The 19,575-nt window shown below is 29.8% G+C and carries 17 protein-coding genes, 2 tRNA genes and 2 pseudogenes; 8 read left to right on the top strand and 13 right to left on the bottom strand.

The genetic code is table 11. The features are described from left to right. The 3 genes and pseudogenes from porA to QZV12_RS11640 all read right to left on the bottom strand — a co-directional run. Positions 1-380, bottom strand: a pseudogene (gene porA / locus QZV12_RS11630) (pyruvate ferredoxin oxidoreductase); the annotation flags it as partial. A gap of 95 nt (positions 381-475) precedes the next feature. After that, the gene (porD, locus tag QZV12_RS11635) at positions 476-718 is read right to left on the bottom strand and encodes a pyruvate synthase subunit PorD (RefSeq protein ID WP_295622041.1); all 243 of its coding nucleotides are present in this window, start codon (positions 716-718) and stop codon (positions 476-478) included. A gap of 39 nt (positions 719-757) precedes the next feature. Beyond that, on the bottom strand, positions 758-1,279 hold the full coding sequence (locus QZV12_RS11640) for a pyruvate ferredoxin oxidoreductase subunit gamma (RefSeq protein WP_295622043.1): 522 nt from the start codon (positions 1,277-1,279) through the stop codon (positions 758-760). 584 nt (positions 1,280-1,863) lie between these two features. Between QZV12_RS11640 and QZV12_RS13810 the strand changes: the two are divergent. From QZV12_RS13810 to QZV12_RS11655, 3 genes and pseudogenes are all read left to right on the top strand, one after another. Further along, a pseudogene (locus QZV12_RS13810) lies at positions 1,864-2,180 on the top strand (transcription factor S). Positions 2,181-2,467: 287 nt separating this feature from the next. Continuing rightward, the gene (locus QZV12_RS11650) at positions 2,468-3,103 is read left to right on the top strand and encodes an acetolactate decarboxylase (protein ID WP_295622046.1); all 636 of its coding nucleotides are present in this window, start codon (positions 2,468-2,470) and stop codon (positions 3,101-3,103) included. Positions 3,104-3,128: 25 nt separating this feature from the next. Beyond that, entirely contained in the window at positions 3,129-3,266 is a 138-nt protein-coding gene (locus QZV12_RS11655; RefSeq protein ID WP_295622048.1) for a hypothetical protein, read from the top strand. Between the two features lie 359 nt (positions 3,267-3,625). Here QZV12_RS11655 and QZV12_RS11660 read toward each other — a convergent pair whose 3' ends face one another. From QZV12_RS11660 to QZV12_RS11670, 3 genes are all read right to left on the bottom strand, one after another. After that, positions 3,626-4,579, bottom strand: coding sequence for a hypothetical protein (locus tag QZV12_RS11660; RefSeq protein WP_295622050.1), 954 nt, complete (start codon positions 4,577-4,579; stop codon positions 3,626-3,628). Between the two features lie 388 nt (positions 4,580-4,967). Then, positions 4,968-5,040, bottom strand: a tRNA-Thr gene (locus QZV12_RS11665). A 33-nt stretch (positions 5,041-5,073) separates the two neighbouring features. Further along, a tRNA-Leu gene (locus QZV12_RS11670) sits at positions 5,074-5,156 on the bottom strand. Positions 5,157-5,653: 497 nt separating this feature from the next. Here QZV12_RS11670 and QZV12_RS11675 point away from each other — a divergent pair. The 3 genes from QZV12_RS11675 to QZV12_RS11685 all read left to right on the top strand — a co-directional run bounded on the left by QZV12_RS11675 (position 5,654) and on the right by QZV12_RS11685 (position 8,195). Further along, a complete protein-coding gene (locus QZV12_RS11675; protein WP_394350736.1) occupies positions 5,654-5,821 on the top strand; it encodes a 4Fe-4S binding protein in 168 nt (55 codons plus the stop codon). A 57-nt stretch (positions 5,822-5,878) separates the two neighbouring features. After that, entirely contained in the window at positions 5,879-6,673 is a 795-nt protein-coding gene (locus QZV12_RS11680) for an adhesin (protein ID WP_295622051.1), read from the top strand. 202 nt (positions 6,674-6,875) lie between these two features. Then, complete coding sequence (locus tag QZV12_RS11685) at positions 6,876-8,195, top strand: oligosaccharide repeat unit polymerase family protein (RefSeq protein WP_295622053.1); 1,320 nt, start codon at positions 6,876-6,878, stop codon at positions 8,193-8,195. A 1,304-nt stretch (positions 8,196-9,499) separates the two neighbouring features. On the opposite strand, the gene cbiQ is transcribed toward QZV12_RS11685, so the two are convergent. From cbiQ to QZV12_RS11720, 7 genes are all read right to left on the bottom strand, one after another. Further along, a complete protein-coding gene (cbiQ, locus tag QZV12_RS11690; RefSeq protein ID WP_295622055.1) occupies positions 9,500-10,330 on the bottom strand; it encodes a cobalt ECF transporter T component CbiQ in 831 nt (276 codons plus the stop codon). A gap of 499 nt (positions 10,331-10,829) precedes the next feature. Next, positions 10,830-11,123: a PDGLE domain-containing protein gene (locus tag QZV12_RS11695; RefSeq protein WP_295622057.1), complete on the bottom strand. Its 294-nt coding sequence runs from the start codon at positions 11,121-11,123 to the stop codon at positions 10,830-10,832. Positions 11,124-11,134: 11 nt separating this feature from the next. Then, complete coding sequence (gene cbiM, locus QZV12_RS11700; protein ID WP_295622059.1) at positions 11,135-11,761, bottom strand: cobalt transporter CbiM; 627 nt, start codon at positions 11,759-11,761, stop codon at positions 11,135-11,137. Positions 11,762-12,444: 683 nt separating this feature from the next. Continuing rightward, positions 12,445-12,651, bottom strand: a complete 207-nt coding sequence (locus QZV12_RS11705) for a hypothetical protein (RefSeq protein ID WP_295622061.1) — start codon at positions 12,649-12,651, stop codon at positions 12,445-12,447. A gap of 66 nt (positions 12,652-12,717) precedes the next feature. Further along, positions 12,718-13,032, bottom strand: coding sequence for a YnfA family protein (locus QZV12_RS11710; protein WP_295622064.1), 315 nt, complete (start codon positions 13,030-13,032; stop codon positions 12,718-12,720). 152 nt (positions 13,033-13,184) lie between these two features. Next, positions 13,185-15,200, bottom strand: coding sequence for a ferrous iron transport protein B (gene feoB, locus QZV12_RS11715; protein ID WP_295622067.1), 2,016 nt, complete (start codon positions 15,198-15,200; stop codon positions 13,185-13,187). Between the two features lie 341 nt (positions 15,201-15,541). Next, entirely contained in the window at positions 15,542-15,775 is a 234-nt protein-coding gene (locus QZV12_RS11720) for a FeoA family protein (protein WP_295622070.1), read from the bottom strand. Between the two features lie 701 nt (positions 15,776-16,476). On the opposite strand from QZV12_RS11720, the gene QZV12_RS11725 reads away from it, so the two are divergent. Then, entirely contained in the window at positions 16,477-16,752 is a 276-nt protein-coding gene (locus QZV12_RS11725; RefSeq protein WP_295622074.1) for a DUF6110 family protein, read from the top strand. A 236-nt stretch (positions 16,753-16,988) separates the two neighbouring features. Then, entirely contained in the window at positions 16,989-19,157 is a 2,169-nt protein-coding gene (locus tag QZV12_RS11730; RefSeq protein ID WP_295622079.1) for a heavy metal translocating P-type ATPase, read from the top strand. Positions 19,158-19,575 lie beyond the last annotated feature (418 nt).

Below are 19,575 nucleotides of genomic sequence, written 5' to 3' on the forward strand. Positions count from 1 at the left end.
CTTTGTGCGATGGAATCTTGTTGATCGTTCCAAATGTTTAATGGAGCAGAAATTGCCCTGTTTGCATCTGCCATTACTATTGGAGCTCTCATACCTGCAGCTGCAAATAATATTTCATGCATTAACATTAAACCTTGAGATGAAGTAGCAGTAAATACTCTTACTCCTGCTTCAGAAGCTCCTAAAGTAGCACTTATTGCACTGTGTTCAGATTCTACTCTAATATAATCAGCATCCAAATCACCATCTGCAACAAATTGTGCAAGGTATTCAGATATGGTAGTTTGAGGAGTAATAGGGTAAACAGGAACAACTTGTGGTTTAGCTAACTTTACAGCTTCAGCAACTGCTCTATTTGTTGTCATAATTTCTTTTGCCATAAAATTTTCTCCACTCTTATTTTTTATTAATGATAGACATTATCTATCTGATATCAACATAATTTAGAATAATGATTGCGCCTAAATTAGCGGGATTATTCTATCTCCATTTTAATAGCTTGAACTGGGCATTCTTCTTTACAAATACCGCAACCTTTACAATAATCATAGTCAATGTCATGATCTTTGTTTACGCATCCTTCTGGACAGAACATGAGACAGTTATTGCAATCTACACAAGCATTCTTATCAAGGATTGGCTTAAAAGTTCTCCAACTCCCTGTTTTATTTTTACGAGTACTTCCCGGTTCACTAATTGCACATCCAATAGAAACCATTTAATCACCTTTCATAAATTTAATTTTATAATTACAGCCTTAAGCCATATCATAAGCTTTTCGAGCTGCTACTGCGTTTTTCTCTCCAATTGGACCTGGGAAAGTTTCTTTAATTACTTCAATAAGTGATTCAATACTTACTTCTCCAGTCTTCTTAGCAAAGTATCCTAAAATAATGGTGTTTACAATGTTTACACCTAATATTTCAAGTGCGATGCCTGTTGCATCAACATCAAATACTTCGTATTTTTCAGATTCGACCTTTTCATGAGTATTTATAATAACTTCACCATTTTCTTTCAATCCAGAATAAACATCAACAACACTTAAAAGACCATCGTCAAGAACTATCACATGATCAGGGTTGTAAACCTGATATCTTAAATTGATAGGTTCTGCGTCAATTCTGGTAAATGCCATAACAGGAGCTCCTCTTCTTTCTACACCGAAGAATGGGAACGCTTGAGAGTATTTACCATCTTTAAATGCTGCCTTTGCTAAAATTTCTGCTGCAGTTACAGCACCTTGTCCTCCACGACCGTGGAAGCGAATTTCAATCATTGATATTTCCTCCATTCTTTCATATACTATTAATTTTAATGAACATAATATATAAACATGTTGATTTATCATGATAAATTATTACAAATTATTAAAAATTTCAACAATTTTTCCAAATCGTTGGCATATGAAAAAACAATTGGAGAAAAATAATGAAAAAGTGATGTTTTATTGTGATGAAAAAGTTTAAAAAAAATAAATGGACTGTGAAAATGGAAACCAAATCTCAAGAATAAAAATTTTGTCGATAATAAACTATAAAATATATTATATATTAGACATTTTTATATGAAAATAGCCGAAAAAACTAAAAATTTATATTATAAAAAATGTATAAAGAATGTAGTAAAATACTTTTGATAAAATGAAAAAATATTAAATGATTTATGAAAAAATCATTTAGAAAAGTGATAGAATTTTTTAAAAATTATGATAAAATCAAGAAAAAATTTTATAAAGACCATTACAAATAATGATGAATTATGATAAATTTATCATGAAAATTAAAAAAATTCATCAAAATAATTTCCTAAAGAATTTTCAATGAAACAAATGCAAACTTATTATATATTCGGAGCTAAAATATGAGATTCTGTCCAGACTGCGGTAAGATGCTGATACCTGTAAACAATAAGATCAAATGTGAATGCGGATATGAGGATGAAATATCTGATGAGGCTATTGAAAAGGAATATCAGTTTGAAGGAGAGAAAACAAAGGAGAATGAGATTATTGTAACCGATAACAATAATGTGGCTCTCCAACAAAGGAAATTACCTGCTATAAGTGTGGAGGAACAAAAGGATATTGGTGGACAGTCCAAACAAGGTCTGCAGATGAAGCTCCAACATATTTCATCAGATGTGCAAAATGTGGAAACATTTGGCGCAGGTCTAACTAATTCTTAAAGTTAATGATTATTTTAAAAATAATCAATGAAAATAAATTCTTAAAGTAAATACTTATTTTAAAAATAATCAAAATCAACTGAATTCATTAGAAATAAATAATCAATACTGAAAACAATCCAATTATTATAAATAAAATAATATTCTTAAAAAATAGATTAAAATGAATTCACTAAAAACAAAACAACAATCCCAAAATAATAAACCTCAAAAAATCCATAAAATTAATAATCATTTTTTATAAAAAACAATAATATACTATTTTATTAGAGGTTATAAAATGGAATTGAAAAAAGCAATATTATTAATAGTTATACTTATTTTAGCTGGAGCATTAATAGTTGGTGCTACTAGCGGATTTGGCAATGATGACGATGAGCTATATCAAGTCTCTTTATTGCAATCATTTATGCATGGAGAATATGACGGATTTGTTAGTGTAAAGGATTTGAAATCCCATGGTGATACCGGACTTGGAACCTTTGATGGTGCAAATGGTGAAATGATCTTTTTAGATGGAGTTGTCTATCAGGCAGATTCAGATGGAAACATCAATGTTATGGAAGACTCTGAAACAGTTCCTTTTGCAACTGTAACCCATTTTGACTGTGATTCAAAGATGTCTGACATTTCTGCAAAGGATTTTGATGATTTAACTAAGCAATTAGATAAGAAAATCAATGAAACTGGTGTAAACCAAATGTATGTTATGAAAATCAAGGCAGAATGTAAAAACATAACCGTCAGAAGTGTTGTAAAACAGGAAAAGCCATATGATGAATTTACTGAAGTTGCAGCAAGAGACCAAAAGGTATTCCCTCATGACAACCTCAATGGAACAATTATAGCGGTTTACTTCCCAGATTACATGGATAAGCTAAACATGCACGGATGGCATCTTCATTTTCCTATCTGATGACAAGAAAATTGGAGGACACGTATTGAATGCAACCCTTAGCCATGGTGATGCTGAAATCGATGAAATCAGCGAATTCGATATGATTGTTCCAGATAGGGAAAGTTTCAACAACAAGAACTTAAATGAAAACATGACTGCTAAAATAAAGAGTGTGGAATAGATTTAAAATTAAAATAATTAATTTAATAATAATTGATTAATTAAATAAGAATAATTGATTTAGATTGTTTATAAATAAAAATAAATGATTTTAGATTGATTATAAATAAAATAGTTGATTAACTATTATTGATTAATTAATTAAATTTTAAAAATTAATTATTTGAAAATAAGAAATTACTATTTTAATAGAATAAATAATTATAAAAAAAAGAAATTTAGAGATTGGAAAATATTAATTTTCCTTCTCTTTTTTAAAACAAATAGCTTTAAAAACTATAAATGGATTATTAATCCATCTTTTTTTCCGATGAATACTTCATTTCATCAACAATATAAACATCTTTTTTTAAGAATTGATTACTTCAATTCATCAACAATATAAACATCTTGAAAATCATCATCACTGCCCTTATTTCGGCCTACCTTTTTTAAGATTCTTTTCTTAATAGGAGTGCCTGGATTTTCAGGATCTTTTACAAGAATGACTTCTTCTTCATAAAGAGGAAGCTCTTCATTGCTTTGAACATGCTCATAAGGTTCATGCCAGGAATCATGCCCATTATTGTAAACTGGTCTATCATGATAATGATCATCCCTCATAGGCACATCATCATCCCAATTGGAAGCATTATGCTTATTATTTCTGTTTGAATGACGGAACTTATTAAAGGAAGTGTCTATTTTCCTTGCATGAGGTTTAGGCTTATGTTCATTAACAAATTCCTTAGACTTGAAATCTCCAATATCAGAACCTTTTAGAATATTTATTATTACAAGGACTAGAATAACAACCACTAACAATCCAAATATGAAGTCAAAACGGTAGAATAATGCATAGAATATTTTAGCGGTTATACTAGTGATATCAACTAAACCTCTTAAAAGCAACAATACACCAAGGATTAAAACTACCATACCATTACGCTTATTGACATACTTTTCATTGAAGAAAGGATAAACACCTAAGATTATCAAACCAATACCCATTATCCTAAACAAATTATTGGCCACAGCAGATTCCAAAATATCAAATAGCATATCAAATCTGTAATGCAAAGCAGAAAGAACAAATATCAGTTCTATAATTGCTATTACCGCCAGGGGAAATATGTAAACAATTTCTCCACCTAAATTAGGTTTGATTATGCCCCGTTCCTCATACCGCTCTTCAGAGTATCCTGAAAGCAATTGATATAGAAATGTACTTAAGACAGATCCAATAACAGTACCGGAAATTCCTAAAACAGAAGTAAATAAAGCCACTGTTCCTGAAATGACTGCTGCCATTATAACATTAAAATGCTTAACCATTTTTTCACCCACTTTTTAATATTTCTAATAATCAATAAACTATTATGATATTATAAAAATTATTGAAATTTTTACTAATACCAAATAAAATATTAGCATCATCATATTTAAACTAATTGATTCAATAAAATTTATCATAATTCAATCGTATTTAAAAAAGAAAAAATAATCCTAAGATTAAAAAAAACTTTAAAATACTTAATATAAGACCTTAAATTGGCAATGAAAGAATTGAATCCTAATATTGACTTAATAAGACCTTAAATATCAATATGCAATAATCCACATTAGCCATTTATAAGACCTAATATAGACTAATTTAAAAAAAAAACAACGTATGTTGAAAAAAAATAAAAAAAACTAATTAACACAAATTAATTAGAAAAAGAGCCTTAGGGGGGATTCGAACCCCCGACTTCTACCTTACCAAGGTAGCGCTCTACCAGCTGAGCCACTAAGGCAAGAAAAAATCTATAAAAAAAATTATAAAAAAGTGCAAGAGAAGGGATTCGAACCCTCGAAGGCCTACACCAAAGGATCTTAAGTCCTTCCCCTTTGGCCGCTCGGGCACTCTTGCATAATAACAACAATATTAAATTGAACTTCATAATATATAAATTTTATGGATATACAAAAAATGATTTTGAAAAACATGGAGAACAAATGGAAATATGAAAACCAAATATGAAAATTTCAACAAAATCTAGAAATATTACAAAATTATATAAAGAAAAATAATTATAATTTAAAATAGTATTAACTAATATAATAAAGTATATTATATTACTAAAAAGTTTTACAATAACAGCTAGACAATATTAATAAAACATATTAATTTATTAAAAAGTTTTACAATAACTTTTAAATCGAAACTTTTATATATGATGAAGTACAATATATTAGTTTATTAAAAAGTTTTACAATAACCGCTAGACAATATTAACAAAACATATTAATTTATTAAAAAGTTTTACAATAATATCTAGCCGATATAATAAAGCATATTATATTACTGAATAATTTTACATTAAAAATTCAAAAAAAACTTTATATCATATAATTTGAGGCGATAAATTGATAGTAATTGATTTGGATGACTGTGGAGTATGTGAGAAATGCATACCAGTCTGTCCTAAAGATCTAATTGAAAAGAAAGGATACACAATGATAATTAAAGATGGATGTGACGATTGCGGCATATGCATTGACGCATGTCCTTTAGGTGCAATCTACGAAGAATGATTAAAGAAAAGCAAATTAGTTCTGAAGAACTTAAAAAAGTGGACTAGGGTAAAAACCATGAAGAAATCAGGATTTTTTAATAAGATTACAATTATAGACATATTGATAATAATCTGCATTATTGGCGCCGTTGGATTTGCCATCTACCATATGGTAGACGACGATACAACAAAGCCAACAGCCACTTCATTTGACACATCAACAAGAAACAAAATACTTGAAACCTATCTTGACCATTATGAACGGGGAAAGATAGTCACAAGCAATATAGTTGGAACAAAAACCGACATAAATGGAACTGTGGAAATGAATGGAACTGTCCTATGGATTGGGGAAAGCGAAGATGAAAAAACAAACATTCTAATCGATTCCAATGGCAAAGAAGTGCTTGCAGGATTCTATAAGGATTCTCCTAATGCAGACATATTCATCGATGAAATAAGCATAGAGACAAGTGGCGAGTCTTATGCCAATGTCTCAGACATTCAAATAGCTCCAATGGAAATCAGCAAACTCAGTGACTTAATGTCAAAGATTCCTAATGGAACCAAATGTGAAATAAGCACAACAGTTGCAATTGACAATTTGGACAGCACAACTTTTACAAAATATCAGAAATTATTGAATGCATTGAACAATAATAGAAAACCTTGCATAACATTAAAGGATAGAACAAGCTTGCTTGACATCAATAGGGTAAATAAAACTGATTTAAATAAAGCAGATCAGATTTTAGGAGATTTCACTGGTCAAAGCAGTGCAATACAATTAAGAATCTATAATTCAACTCCTAAAGACATTGCTTCCATAAAATCAGATTATAATGTCAAGAACATTTATAAAGTAAGCTAATCTAATGCATTAAAAATAAAATAATATTATAATTAAATTTAAAAAAATAATAAAAACCTTTGGTTTTTGCAAAAAGGTAAAACCAAATGGTTTTTAAAAAATATAAACCAAATAAAAATAACGTTTGGTTTTTGCAAAAAAAAGCAAAACCAAATGCTTTTTAAAAAGATAAACCAAATAAAAATAAAACAACAGTGAAAATATGAGCGTAATATATTCTATTGCTAGCACAATAACTAGAAGCATAGAAGATGCACTTAGAAAAACCTTTTTAATTTCAGTTATCTTTAGCATTCTTGAGTTTATTGAAGATATATGGAACAGAAGCTACTTCAGGAAGCTATACCCTGGTGAAAAGTTCTTATCATTTTTCAATAAAAGCGTAATTTTAGCTGAAGAAATATTTTCACCTATTATTGTTTTAGTTACATTTACCCTCTTTTTGCTTCTTGCCACAAACCAAGTACCAAGAGACTTGCAGACAGTCATAATTATTGCATTTGCCAGTTTCCTGATTGGAACCCTAATTTTTCCAAGATTTATCTTAAATAATCAAGGCAATCCTGAAAATGGGGATGAAAAGGACAATAAGATTCCAATTTTCAATACAAAAGACATCTATTCGATAGGATTTTGCCTTACATTGATTGGAATCGTATTCTTATTCATAAGCATTGCATCTGTTGGAGGAGTTCCTCTCTTAAAATCCTCTTTAAGATACTCCCTTAACCCTATATTTACAATGCCTGTTTTTCTTGTAATTCCAGGAATCGGATTAATCGCTTCACATTACCTAAGCCAATACAAGAAAAACAAGATTAGCCGCAGCCAAGCAAGATTCCGATTTTTGGTTTTAACAACTATAGGCATTGCAACTGTCCTTGCCCTTGAATACAGAACTCCAATAATAGCTATCTTGCTTATGATGATAATAATCGGCTATTATGGAAAGATACTATCAGTTTGGGAGGTCCTTCTTGGAGCATTATTTGGAGTGGTTGCAATTACCGGAATTGGGTATATAAGATCATTGAATGAGCTTGCAATCAGTTCAAGCACAGACCCATTTTCCACATTGGAATCAAGAGCAAACTTTACAATGCATGTTTTAAACCTGTTAAATCAAATTTCAGGCAATTTTGGACTTTTACATGGAAAGATGCTAGCAAGCGCAATGCCTGGAAGCGAACTTGGCCCAAGGATGCTGGTTGGAAAACTGATAGCTTGGAGAACAGAAGTAACCGTAACACCAACATTGCTTGGACAAATGCTTGTGGATTTCGGTAAGGTTGGAGTTGCAGTGGAAATGTGCTTGCTTGGATTCCTATTAGGAACAGGATATAAAATAGTCAAGATAACTCAAGACTCATTCTACATTGTAATATACAGCCTAATATTAACATATTCAATTGTTGGAGTGGAAACTGGAATATTGGATATACAAGTGCTGTTCTATTTCTTTATTATTGCAGTGATCTATTTCGCAGCAATCCTAAAGGATAGAGGAATAAAAATCTATTAATTCTTATTTTAATTAATTTTAATTATCTTAATTAATTTTGATTAAATAATTTTGTAAAATTAATTTATTTTAATATATTTTTAATAAAAAATTTCTTTTAAAAATAAACCTAATTTAATATATTTTTTATAAAAAACTTCTTTTTTAAAAATTAGCCAAACATCTCTTTTAAATACTGAAAAAAATTGTTTTAGAATAATCTTAAAAAGTGAATCAATCTAAAAATAAAAAAAAATAACCAAAGATGAAAAAATAGCTAAACTGTTAAAAATAATAAAAAATAATTAAAAAAAAGAAAAGAAAAATCCATAGCAAAAAGCTATGAACTGATTTTGGAGGTTGAGATAAATAATAACTAAATTATTTATTATCTGAAGATTGAATAAGGTATTTAACTATGAATTTTACATCTTGAGAGCGATTATATGCAGAAGAAAATGATGTTTGTTAATGTAAAATTCATAACTAAACTAAAATTAATAATGATATTTAATTCAAGTGATTTGGATTGTAATGATTAAACTAATACTTTGTACAATTTTTTCTTGAAAAAAGAATATATTATTAATAAGATTATTACAGATTTTTATTCAATAACACAACAGTTTAGGTACACCTAAACTTATTGTTAATTATAGATTAGTTTTCATAGTATATAAACATATCGATTTTTTTAGGCATGCCTAAAGAATAAGGCCAATAAATAACTATAAAAAATATTCAGCTAAAAAGATCAATGAAAAAATAATTAAAAAAAATACAACCAAATTGAAAAATATCCCCCCCAAAAAAAGACCAAAAAAGAATTGAAAAATATTTAAATGAAAGTATATAAAAAAAATAAAAAATAAAGAGAAAAGAAAATAAGAGGCAGTACATAGTAAACCTGGGATTTAGAATACTATGTACTTATTTGGAGATTGCTAAATAACAATTAAGTTATTTAAAATGGTTCTTTTATCATAAAAAGTCATCGCAATTCAGGATTTCTAAAAAGAAGCAGAGAACGAATCTGCAGAAGAAAATGATGTGTGTTGAAATCCCAAAGTCAATAATAATCTAAAGAAAGGGAGGAAGTGTAATCAATAAAACTTTAGATCATTACTAACTTAACCAATAGACAACATAATTACGATTTTTAAAGAAACAATAATTTTTTAGGTAAACCTAAACTTATTGTTAATTATAGTTTAGTTGACCTAATATATAAATCTTTCGAAATTTTTAGGCATACCTAAAAATAGGGAAAATATAAAAAATAAAAATTAAATAAGAATTCAAAAAAAGTAAAAAAATATTCCTCACTATAAAGATAAGGAAATACCATAATACCCTAAATTATGGGAATAAAACAATACAATTAACTCTAAAACAATTATCATACCAAGAATTATAGCCAAATAGAGATATTCAGGTTTTCCAATGATTGTCTTAGCATGATATAATTCAGAATTGTCTGAAAAGCATCTGCTTGCCATACTTAAATAGATGGTTTCACCCTTTTCATAAGCCTTTAAAAACATCATGGCTATGCTGTATCCCACTTGCTTTACTCTCCATTTATAGGAAATCATCTTATTGAATGGATCAAAGTTTCTTGAAGTCATTGATTGGCGAATATCCCTTAATTCATCTACAAAAATAAACAGGAACCTTACCATAATTGTTAAGATCATTGCTAAATCCCTTGGCATACCAAGTTTTCTAAAGGATTGGACCACTTCTTGCATAGGTGAGGTAGATGAAAGTATGACAATAGCTGTCAAACAAACAATCAATCTAGCAAATAAAAGAATCGTCCAATTTAAACCGGTGTCTGTGATGTAAAGCCATGAATAAGGACCTTGCCAAATAATATTTCCAGGGTGTATGAATGGCTGGAATGCTATTACAAAACCACCAAATGGCAAAAGAAGAAGCACCCTCTTAAAGCTTTCCTTAAATGAGAGCTTTGCCAAATACATAACAATCAATTGGAAACATTCCAAGACGATTGGAACTATTAGCCTATCTGAAAAAACAGCAAAAAGAATTATCATCAAAATGGCAATGAGCTTGACCCTACCTTCCAGATTATGAATGATAGAATCTTGAGAAGAAATGAATTCCAATGTTCTAACTTGTTCTATTGCCATTTTATCCACCATTAATATATTGATTAAATTTTAAAAATACTTTTAAATGTATATTATACTATTAGCATCAAATTATAAATATTTATTTATTAAAAAGCATAATTATTACTTTTTTGTCAAAATACGCAAAAAAGTATTACTCATTAAAAGAATAAAGGATGAAGTATTACTAATTCCTTAAAAAAAGCAAAAAAGTATTACTAATTGATAAATGAATGATTAAATAATAGATAAATTATTACTAATCAAGTGAAAAATAACTAAAAAGTATTACAAAAGTACAAAAATAGAATATAGAATTAGAATATAGAATATAGAATAGTAAAATAGTGGAACAAATGAATAATAGAAAAATAGAAAAATAGAAGAACAAATAATCGAATAGAAAAAGAGATGAATCTCAGATAATAATTATAAATAATATAAATAATTAATACCCAAGACCATGTTTTTCTAAACTTTAAAATCCTTGGGATTTTAAATAATTTTTTCCCAAAACTTAATTAGACTTTTTTAATGCATAACCTATACCTAAACCAAGAGCCAATGTTATCAGTCCGCCTAATAATAAGACAGCAATTTCACCTATTTTGTCTAAAGGTTCATAAGTATAGTCAGGGAATGGTGATTCGATAACTGCAGATTCTACATCTTCACCAACTCCAGCATCTTCTGCAGATTTTTCCAATCCATCAGGATCTCCAGATGCAATGTAAGGAGATAATACTGCTAATGCAAGGCAGAATATGATCCCTACAACAATTAAAATTTTATCTTGTTGACTTAATTCCATAATTTCACCCTCTACTCTCTGTTCCATGCCAATAGGTCTGGTCTGAATTTTTCAAGAGCGTAAATAACAATTACTGTTAATACACCTTCAATTACACCAATAAATGCATGGTAAAATGCCATAGAAGCAATTCCAACAGTCAATGGGAAAGTTCCTGCAATAGCCATCTCAATAGCTGCAACAACTGCTGAAACTAAAGTAGCAAGCCATGCTGCTAGGAATATGGAAGGATATTGACCAATAATGCCTCTTAAACCTTTAAAGGTGTAAAGACCTACGCATCCTCCAACTATAGCCATGTTAAATACGTTTGCACCTAAAGCAGTGATACCACCGTCTCCGAAGAATAAAGCTTGGATAAGTAATACTGCAGTGAATACAAGAATTGCAGCTTCAGGAGCCATAAATACAATAGCCACTAATGCTCCACCAACCATGTGCCCACTGGTACCAAATGGAATTGGCATGTTCATGGACATGATTGCAAAAATACCTGCAGCTAATACTGCAAGCAATGGTATACGTTTTTCATCAAGATTTGCTCTTGCCCATTTACCTGCAAAGTACAATGCAATAATTAAGATTACATAGTAGATTGCACATTGGCCAAGAGGTATAAAACCATCAGGTATATGCATATTATTTTTCCTCCAATAATTAAATAAACCACACTAAAAAATATTATATCTTAAACAATGTTAAAATTATTCAAAAGTAATACCAAGTATTACTTTATAAATCAGCAAACAATTGAACAACCATATAACATTTATAAAGAGTAATATTTTTTTATGTAAAATTTGCCAATTAGTAATACCTAAGTAATACTTTTATATATCATCCACCTAATAAAAGTAATACTAAAAACTATAAATTAAGTTTTATTTTACAAATAAAGACAAATTTATTCTCAATTTTAAATAAAAATTGAGTAAACAATTTTATATATGAAATAAAACTATTTAAATATTTGTTTTTTATTACTACAAGTGCATATGAGTTTAAAAAAGTAATATTAACTTATGAAAAATTCATAAAAATTAAATGGAATAAATGTATTTTTTAAAAAAGTGAAAATTTTCAACCATATTAACAAAAAAAATGGAACATGACGATTTAGTAAATATGCAAAAAATAAAAATCGAAGAAAATAAAAAAAAAAAGAGACTAAAAATTTGCTAAAATAAAAAAAAAAAAAAAAAAAAAATCGAAGAAAATAAAAAAAAAGAGCCTAACAATTTGCTAAAATAAACAAAAAAAATAAAAATCGAAGAAAATAAAAAAAGGGTGATAAATATGAAATTAGCATAAAATTAAATAATTATTTTCCTCTTGATCTTTTAGCCTTAAAAGCCTTTATTTTAGCTTGAAGCTGACTGATATAATCAAATTCCTTTACAGTAGCTAAAGAGTTTCCATAGCCACACCTTGGACAAAATGCCTTATTGCATCCTTTACATTGTCCACAACTGCCACAAGATCCCCCTTTCAATGGATCAAACTCATAGCCGCACATACTACATTGCATAATATCTCCTCATTTAAATAATATAAATACAAAATTTTATCTTTTAAATAATGCTTTTTAAAATAATTATGCCAATGCTCTTGGCCAATACATTATCACAAATACTCCTATCAAAGCTATGCATGCACCAATTATATCAAATTGGTCAGGTATCACATTATCTATTTTCCATCCCCATAAAAGAGACAAAACGATGAATACTCCACCATAGGCAGCATAGGTTTTTCCAAAGCTTGCAGGTTGAAATGTTGGGACAATACCATAAAGAAATAAAACAATAGCCCCTAAAATAGCGAACTCTATTCCTTTACCTTCCCTTAACCATAACCAAATCAAATATCCTCCACCGATTTCAAAAAATCCGGCAATAATAAAGAACATGATTCTTTAATGTATTAATCATAATAGCATCCCCATAATTTTAAAGGCATTACCATTATTTCATTTAATACTCATTTCCAGCTACCATATTAAATAGCAAAAAAATGGAATATTAAATCAAATAAAGAAAAAAAATTAAAATTAGAATTGGTTTAACCCAATCCTAATCCTAGTCCTACCATATAGAATATTAATGATACCACATATGCAGTCACTAAAGTAACTCCAGACATGATTAAAGGATATTTCCATCCGCCGGTTTCCTGTTTGATTGCACCAAGAGCTGCAAAACAAGGAATGTAAAGCAATACAAATACCATGAATACATATGCTGTAAGCGGAGTGAATATTCCATGCATAGCAGCGGCGATTCCCGCTCCCTCCTCGGCAACGCCAAATAGGGAACTGAAAGTACCAACAACCACCTCCTTAGCAACAAGACCAAATAGCAATGCTACAGATGGTTGCCATTCGCCAAATCCTAAAGGAGCAAATACTGGTGCAATTGCAGTACCTAAAGTACCGATAGCACTTTCTTGAGATCCGTATTCAACACCTGCTGGGAAGTAGCTTAACATCCAAATTACAATACTTGCAACTAAAATAATGGTACCTGCCTTTTTAATGAATCCCCAAGACTTTTCAAGGGTGTGCATTAAGATACCTCTGATTGTAGGCAATTTATAGTCAGGCAATTCCATTACAAATGGAGCAGACATTTCCTTAAATGTTGTTTTTCTTAAAATTAATGCAACAATAACCGCTACAATAATTCCGACTAAATATAATGAGAATATTACAAGACTTTGATTAGCTGCGAAAAATGCACCAACCAATAATAGGTATACAGGCATTCTAGCAGAACAGGACATGAATGGAACAATCAACATAGTGATTAATCTGTCCTTTTCATTTTCCATTGTTCTGGTAGCCATAATACCAGGCACACCACAACCAAATCCTAAAAGCATAGGAATGAATGCCTTACCATGCAATCCAACAAACTTATGCATAAGCTTGTCCATAACAAATGCAGCCCTTGCCAAGTAACCGCAATCCTCAAGGAAACTGATAATCAGGAACAGCAGAATAATTTGAGGCAGGAACACAAGAACTCCACCTACTCCTCCAATGAGCCCATTAACGAGGAATGATGAAAGCATGGAGTCACCAAGTGATAAAACTGTAAAGTCAATAAGCATTCCAAAGAACTCATCAATCAAGTCTTGGAATGGATCCCCAAATGTAAATACGATTTCAAACATCCCATACATAATAACAAGGAATATTGGGAACCCTAATATCCTGTTTGTAACAATTCTGTCTATTTTTTCACTTATGGTTGTAATGGCACTTGTAGGCTTGGTTAGAGATTCTGCAAGCAATCCATCAATGAATGCATATCTTGCATTTGCAATTATCTCTTCACTGCCTTCACCAAAAATGCCTTTCAAGTGATCTTTAATGTTTTGAGTTTCTGTCTGAATATTGTTTCTTTTTGATGAACCTTCAATTTTTTCCTCTACAATTTCATCATTTTCAAGCAATTTGATTGCAATCCAAGATGAAGGTACATCAAGTAAGTTCTTATCCTCTTCTATAACAGCTTGAAGTTCAGAAAGATGCTCCTTAAGTTCTGTGTTGTAAACCAATCTTTCAGAAGGATCCACGGGATTTGCAGCTGCCTTTTCAATAGTATTTAACAAGTTTTCCTTACCTATGTCACTATTTGCTTCAATTTCAACTACAGGAACTCCCAACAATTCAGAAAGCTTGTTTGCATCAATGGTATAACCCTTGTCTTGGGCATACTTATTCATGTTTAAAGCCACTACCAAATTAGCTCCAAGTTCCATCATTTGAACAGTGAGATACAGGTTTCTTTCAATGTTTGCTGCATCTATAATGTTCACTATCACATCAGCATCCTCATCTACGATGAAGTCTCTTGATACGATTTCCTCAATTGAATGAGCACTTAAAGCATAGTTACCAGGCAAGTCAACAACTTCTACCTCATTGCCATTATGTTTATAATGACCTATTGCTTGTGCTACGGTTTTACCAGGCCAATTACCTACATGTTGGTTTAAACCTGTCAAATTATTGAACAAAGTGGTTTTACCTACATTAGGGTTACCTGCCAAACCTATTTTAAGATTTGCCATATTTATACCTTTAAAATTTTATTTTCAAGTTAAAAATGATTAAAAAAATTAACCAATTTTAATAAGTTTATAAAAATAATTAAAATAATTAAAGTTCTAAAATTCTTTAAAATCTAAAACTCCAGAATCCTATAAAATTCTAAAATTATTTAAAATTTTAATAAAGTATTGGAACATTAATTAACATAATTATAAATTTTTGTAATTATTAAAATAATAAAATAATTAAAAAAAAAATAAATTTAAAATTATAACGAAACCATTTTAAAAATCAAAACCTGCTTTTAAAATATTTGAAAAACCATTTAAAAAGCAAAAATTAATTTTTAAAATTACAGGAATCATACATCTATTTCAATATTCTTTGCTTCCTCTTTTCTAAGACATACAGAATATCCCTTTACCTTAATTTGCATAGGATCTCCGAGAGGTGCAACCTTTTCCACTTCAACATCTGCACCTTTTACAAAGCCCATGCCAAGCAAGTGTCTTTTCAATTCCAAGTCTCCACCAGAACCATAAGAAGATAAGATTCCCATTTCTCCAGATTTGAGTTCACTTAATTTTTTTATCATAGTTTTCCCCCAATATTTATAAAAAGAAATTTTTCCAACAGCTATTTGTCGCAAATTTATATGACTATTGAAAATGGTAGGAAATTTAGGCATGCCTAAATCAAGGTTTGCTAAATCTTGATATTTTGAGGTATTTGTAGTTTAATTAAAATTTTTAAAATTTAGTTTTAAAAATGGGAATATTTTTAAAATAATTGCATTGGTTTTAAAAATATTTTTGGATTGTTAATTAAAATGAAAATATGAGATTACATAACCTTGATTAATTAGGCATACCTAAAACCTATTACTATATTGATTTTCATAATATATAAAAGTTTAGGTTTGCCTAACTAAAAATACCTTACAATCTATTTTTTTAGTAAAAAAAGAAAAAAAACAAGGAATACAGAGCATTTACCCAATAAAATTAGGCATAACTAAATAATAAAGCACCATATAAAGCAAAACCGCAATTAAACAGAATAATTTATATATAAATAAGGATATAAAAAAGTATGTAAAAATAGGGCAAATGAGGAAAATATCAAACTCGAAAATCTAAAAAATTTTTTAAAAAAAAAAAATTTATAGATGCCTATTTTTTGGTAAACCAAAATTTAAATAAAATGAAAAATATATTAAGAAATAATCCTTATGGTTGAGAACAATCTTTTGAAAAGATCGATTTAATATAGGGATTAAAATATTAAGGTGATAACATGCAAGAATGGAAAGACAAAATATTTGAACACAAACATGCATTAATTTTTGTTGGCGGCGTTGCAGCCGCATTAGTAGGTAAAAAAATCTTAGAATCTCAAACCACTAAAGACTATGCAGCAAGAGGTATGGCAACTGTTCTCAATTGCAAAAGCGAACTTGAAGAATCTATTCAAGACATTAAAGACAATGCAGAAGACATCCACACCGATGCAAAAGCAGCTAAAAAAGACAGCGTATGTGTTGACATAACTGCTGAAGAAGTTGAAGAATAAATAGGATATATTAATATTTAATATATCTTCTAATTTTTTTATCGTATTGATTAAAGCTAAATTAATTTTTTAAGGAAAATCAATAGTCAATTATAACTAATCAGAAGAAGTAATTTCCTTAAAAAAGTTTTAAAAAATACAAATTTAGAATATCCCTTTTTAAATTTATACAGCAATTAATTTAGTTAAGTAATTCATAAAAAAATTACAACATATTTTTCTTTTTGTTGATAGCCATGATTTATGATATAGTTTATGATAAAGGTACTCGTTTAAGGGTACGTGCAGGCAGATATGCATTTACCAAAGAGGAAACATATGGCTTGACTGAAATCCTGCTTGAACATGACTTTATCGATGAAGTTCAAATCTCACATAGAAACGGAAGCATATTAATATTCTATAATGATCGTAAAAGGAAAGGTGAAATCCTCCATATTTTAGATAAGATTTCTCAAGAAGACCTTTATGAAACAAGCCCTTCAGGGAAAATGAGCTTAACTGAAATACAAAACGATTTCTTTGTAAGGTTAGCAGAACGGGTCATTAGACGATATCTATTTAAGATTATTTTGCCAATACCCCTTCGTAGATTGAGAATGTTTTATCATGCTGCTCATTACATATGGAGAGGATTGGATAGCCTAACCAGCTTCCGTGCTGATGTTGCACTTCTTGATGGAACAGCAATAGCTGCATCATTATTAACCAAAAACTACAAATCAGTTGGATCAATGATGTTCCTCTTATCCATTTCAGAGATGCTTGAAGACTACACAATGCAAAAAACCAAAAGCACTTTGAAAAACAGTTTAGCATTGAATATCGATAGCGTATGGCTAGTGGATATAGATGAGGATGGAACTGAAATAGAAAGACCATTCCCAATGAGTGAACTTAAGAAAGGAGATAATATAAGAGTCAGAACTGGTGCAATCATTCCTGTAGATGGTGTAATTGTCGATGGAGATGCCATGATTAATGAGGCTTCAATGACTGGAGAATCATTGGCAGTGCATAAAAGCGAAGGCAAAGCCGTCCATGCAGGAACTGTTGTGGAAGAAGGATCAATACTTATTGAAGTCCGTTCCGTAAACGATGAAACCAGATTGAATAAGATCATCGACATGATTGAAGATTCAGAAGACTTGAAGGCTAATATTCAAAGCAAAGCAGAAAGATTGGCAGATAATATTGTGCCTTACAGCTTGCTTACAACAGCATTGACTTATCTTCTTACAAGAAACACTACCAAAGCTTTAGCTGTCCTGATGGTAGACTTCTCATGTGCAATCAAGTTAACAACTCCTATTTCAGTCATTTCAGCAATGAAAGAGGCTTCAGATAATAGAATGATGGTTAAAGGTGGGAAACACTTGGAAGCATATGCAAATGCTGATACCATAGTATTCGATAAGACTGGAACCTTAACCAATGCCCACCCTGTTTTAGAAAAGGTTATTCCATGTGGCAAATATGAAAGAGATGAAGTGCTAAGAATTACTGCCTGCATTGAAGAGCACTTTGCCCACAGTGTAGCAACAGCTATTGTGAAACAGGCTGAAGCAGAAAATCTTCACCATGAAGAGCTACACAGTGAAGTGGATTACATAGTAGCACATGGTATTGCAACTAAAATTGGTCGTAAAAAAGCAATCATCGGAAGCAGACACTTTGTAGAAGAGGATGAAGGCATTAAATTCACTAAGAAGCAACAAAAGCTTATTGAAGAAAATATAAATGAATATTCAGTGATTTATCTTGCAATAGGCAAAAAGCTTCAAGGAATATTATGCATTTTAGACCCTGTAAGGAAAGAGGCTAATGATGTTATAAGCCAACTTAAGGAATTAGGCATTAGTAATGTAGTCATGCTAACTGGAGACAGTGAAAATGCTGCACATAAAATAGCTTGTGACTTAGGCATTACAAGGTACAGGTCCCAAGTTCTTCCAGAAGACAAGGCAAACATTATCCAAGAGATTAAGGATAAAGGCCATAAGGTCATTATGGTAGGAGATGGAATCAATGACTCTCCAGCATTATCCACCGCTGATGTGTCAGTGGCAATGAGAAACTCATCAGATATTGCAAGAGAAGTTGCAGACATTTCCCTGCTTTCAGATGACTTATACTATTTGGTCACCCTTAGAAAATTGGCAACTGGAATGTTAGATAAGATCAATGCAAATTATAGAAACATTGTAATGTTTAACGGAGCTTTAATTGGACTTGGATTGCTTGGAGTCATTCCACCAACTACAACTTCATTGTTGCATAACTTCTCTACCATGGCATTTGGTGTAAGAAGTACACGTCCAGTATTGAAAGAGGATGACATATTCGCAATGGATACTGAACTTGTAACTGAAATGGGCGATGCAATCACTGACGCCATAGACTAAAATTAAAGCAAAATTTTGTAAAATTATAGATTTATTTCTATAAATTTTACATTTTTTTATTATTTTTCTATTTTTACTATTTTTAGTATTTTTAAGAATTTCCAATTAATTAAATCAGATAATACTATTTTTAAGAAATTTTAAGAATTTCCAATTAATTAAATCAGATAATACTATTTTTAAGAAATTTTAAGAATTTCCAATTAATTAATTTTAGATTTTATGCGATTTTTAAGAAATTTAAGAATTTCCAATTAATTAATTAATTTTAGATTTTATGCTATTTTTAAGAAATTTAAGAATCTTCAATTAATTAATGAAAAAACCTATTTTTTAGCATTTTAAAATAAATAAAAAAAAATTAAAATTAAAAAATTAAAACTAAATTTAGATTATTCTAAAAAAAATAAATAAAGAA

The sequence above is a fragment of the uncultured Methanobrevibacter sp. genome (assembly GCF_902769175.1).
Taxonomy (GTDB): Archaea; Methanobacteriota; Methanobacteria; order Methanobacteriales; family Methanobacteriaceae; genus Methanobrevibacter.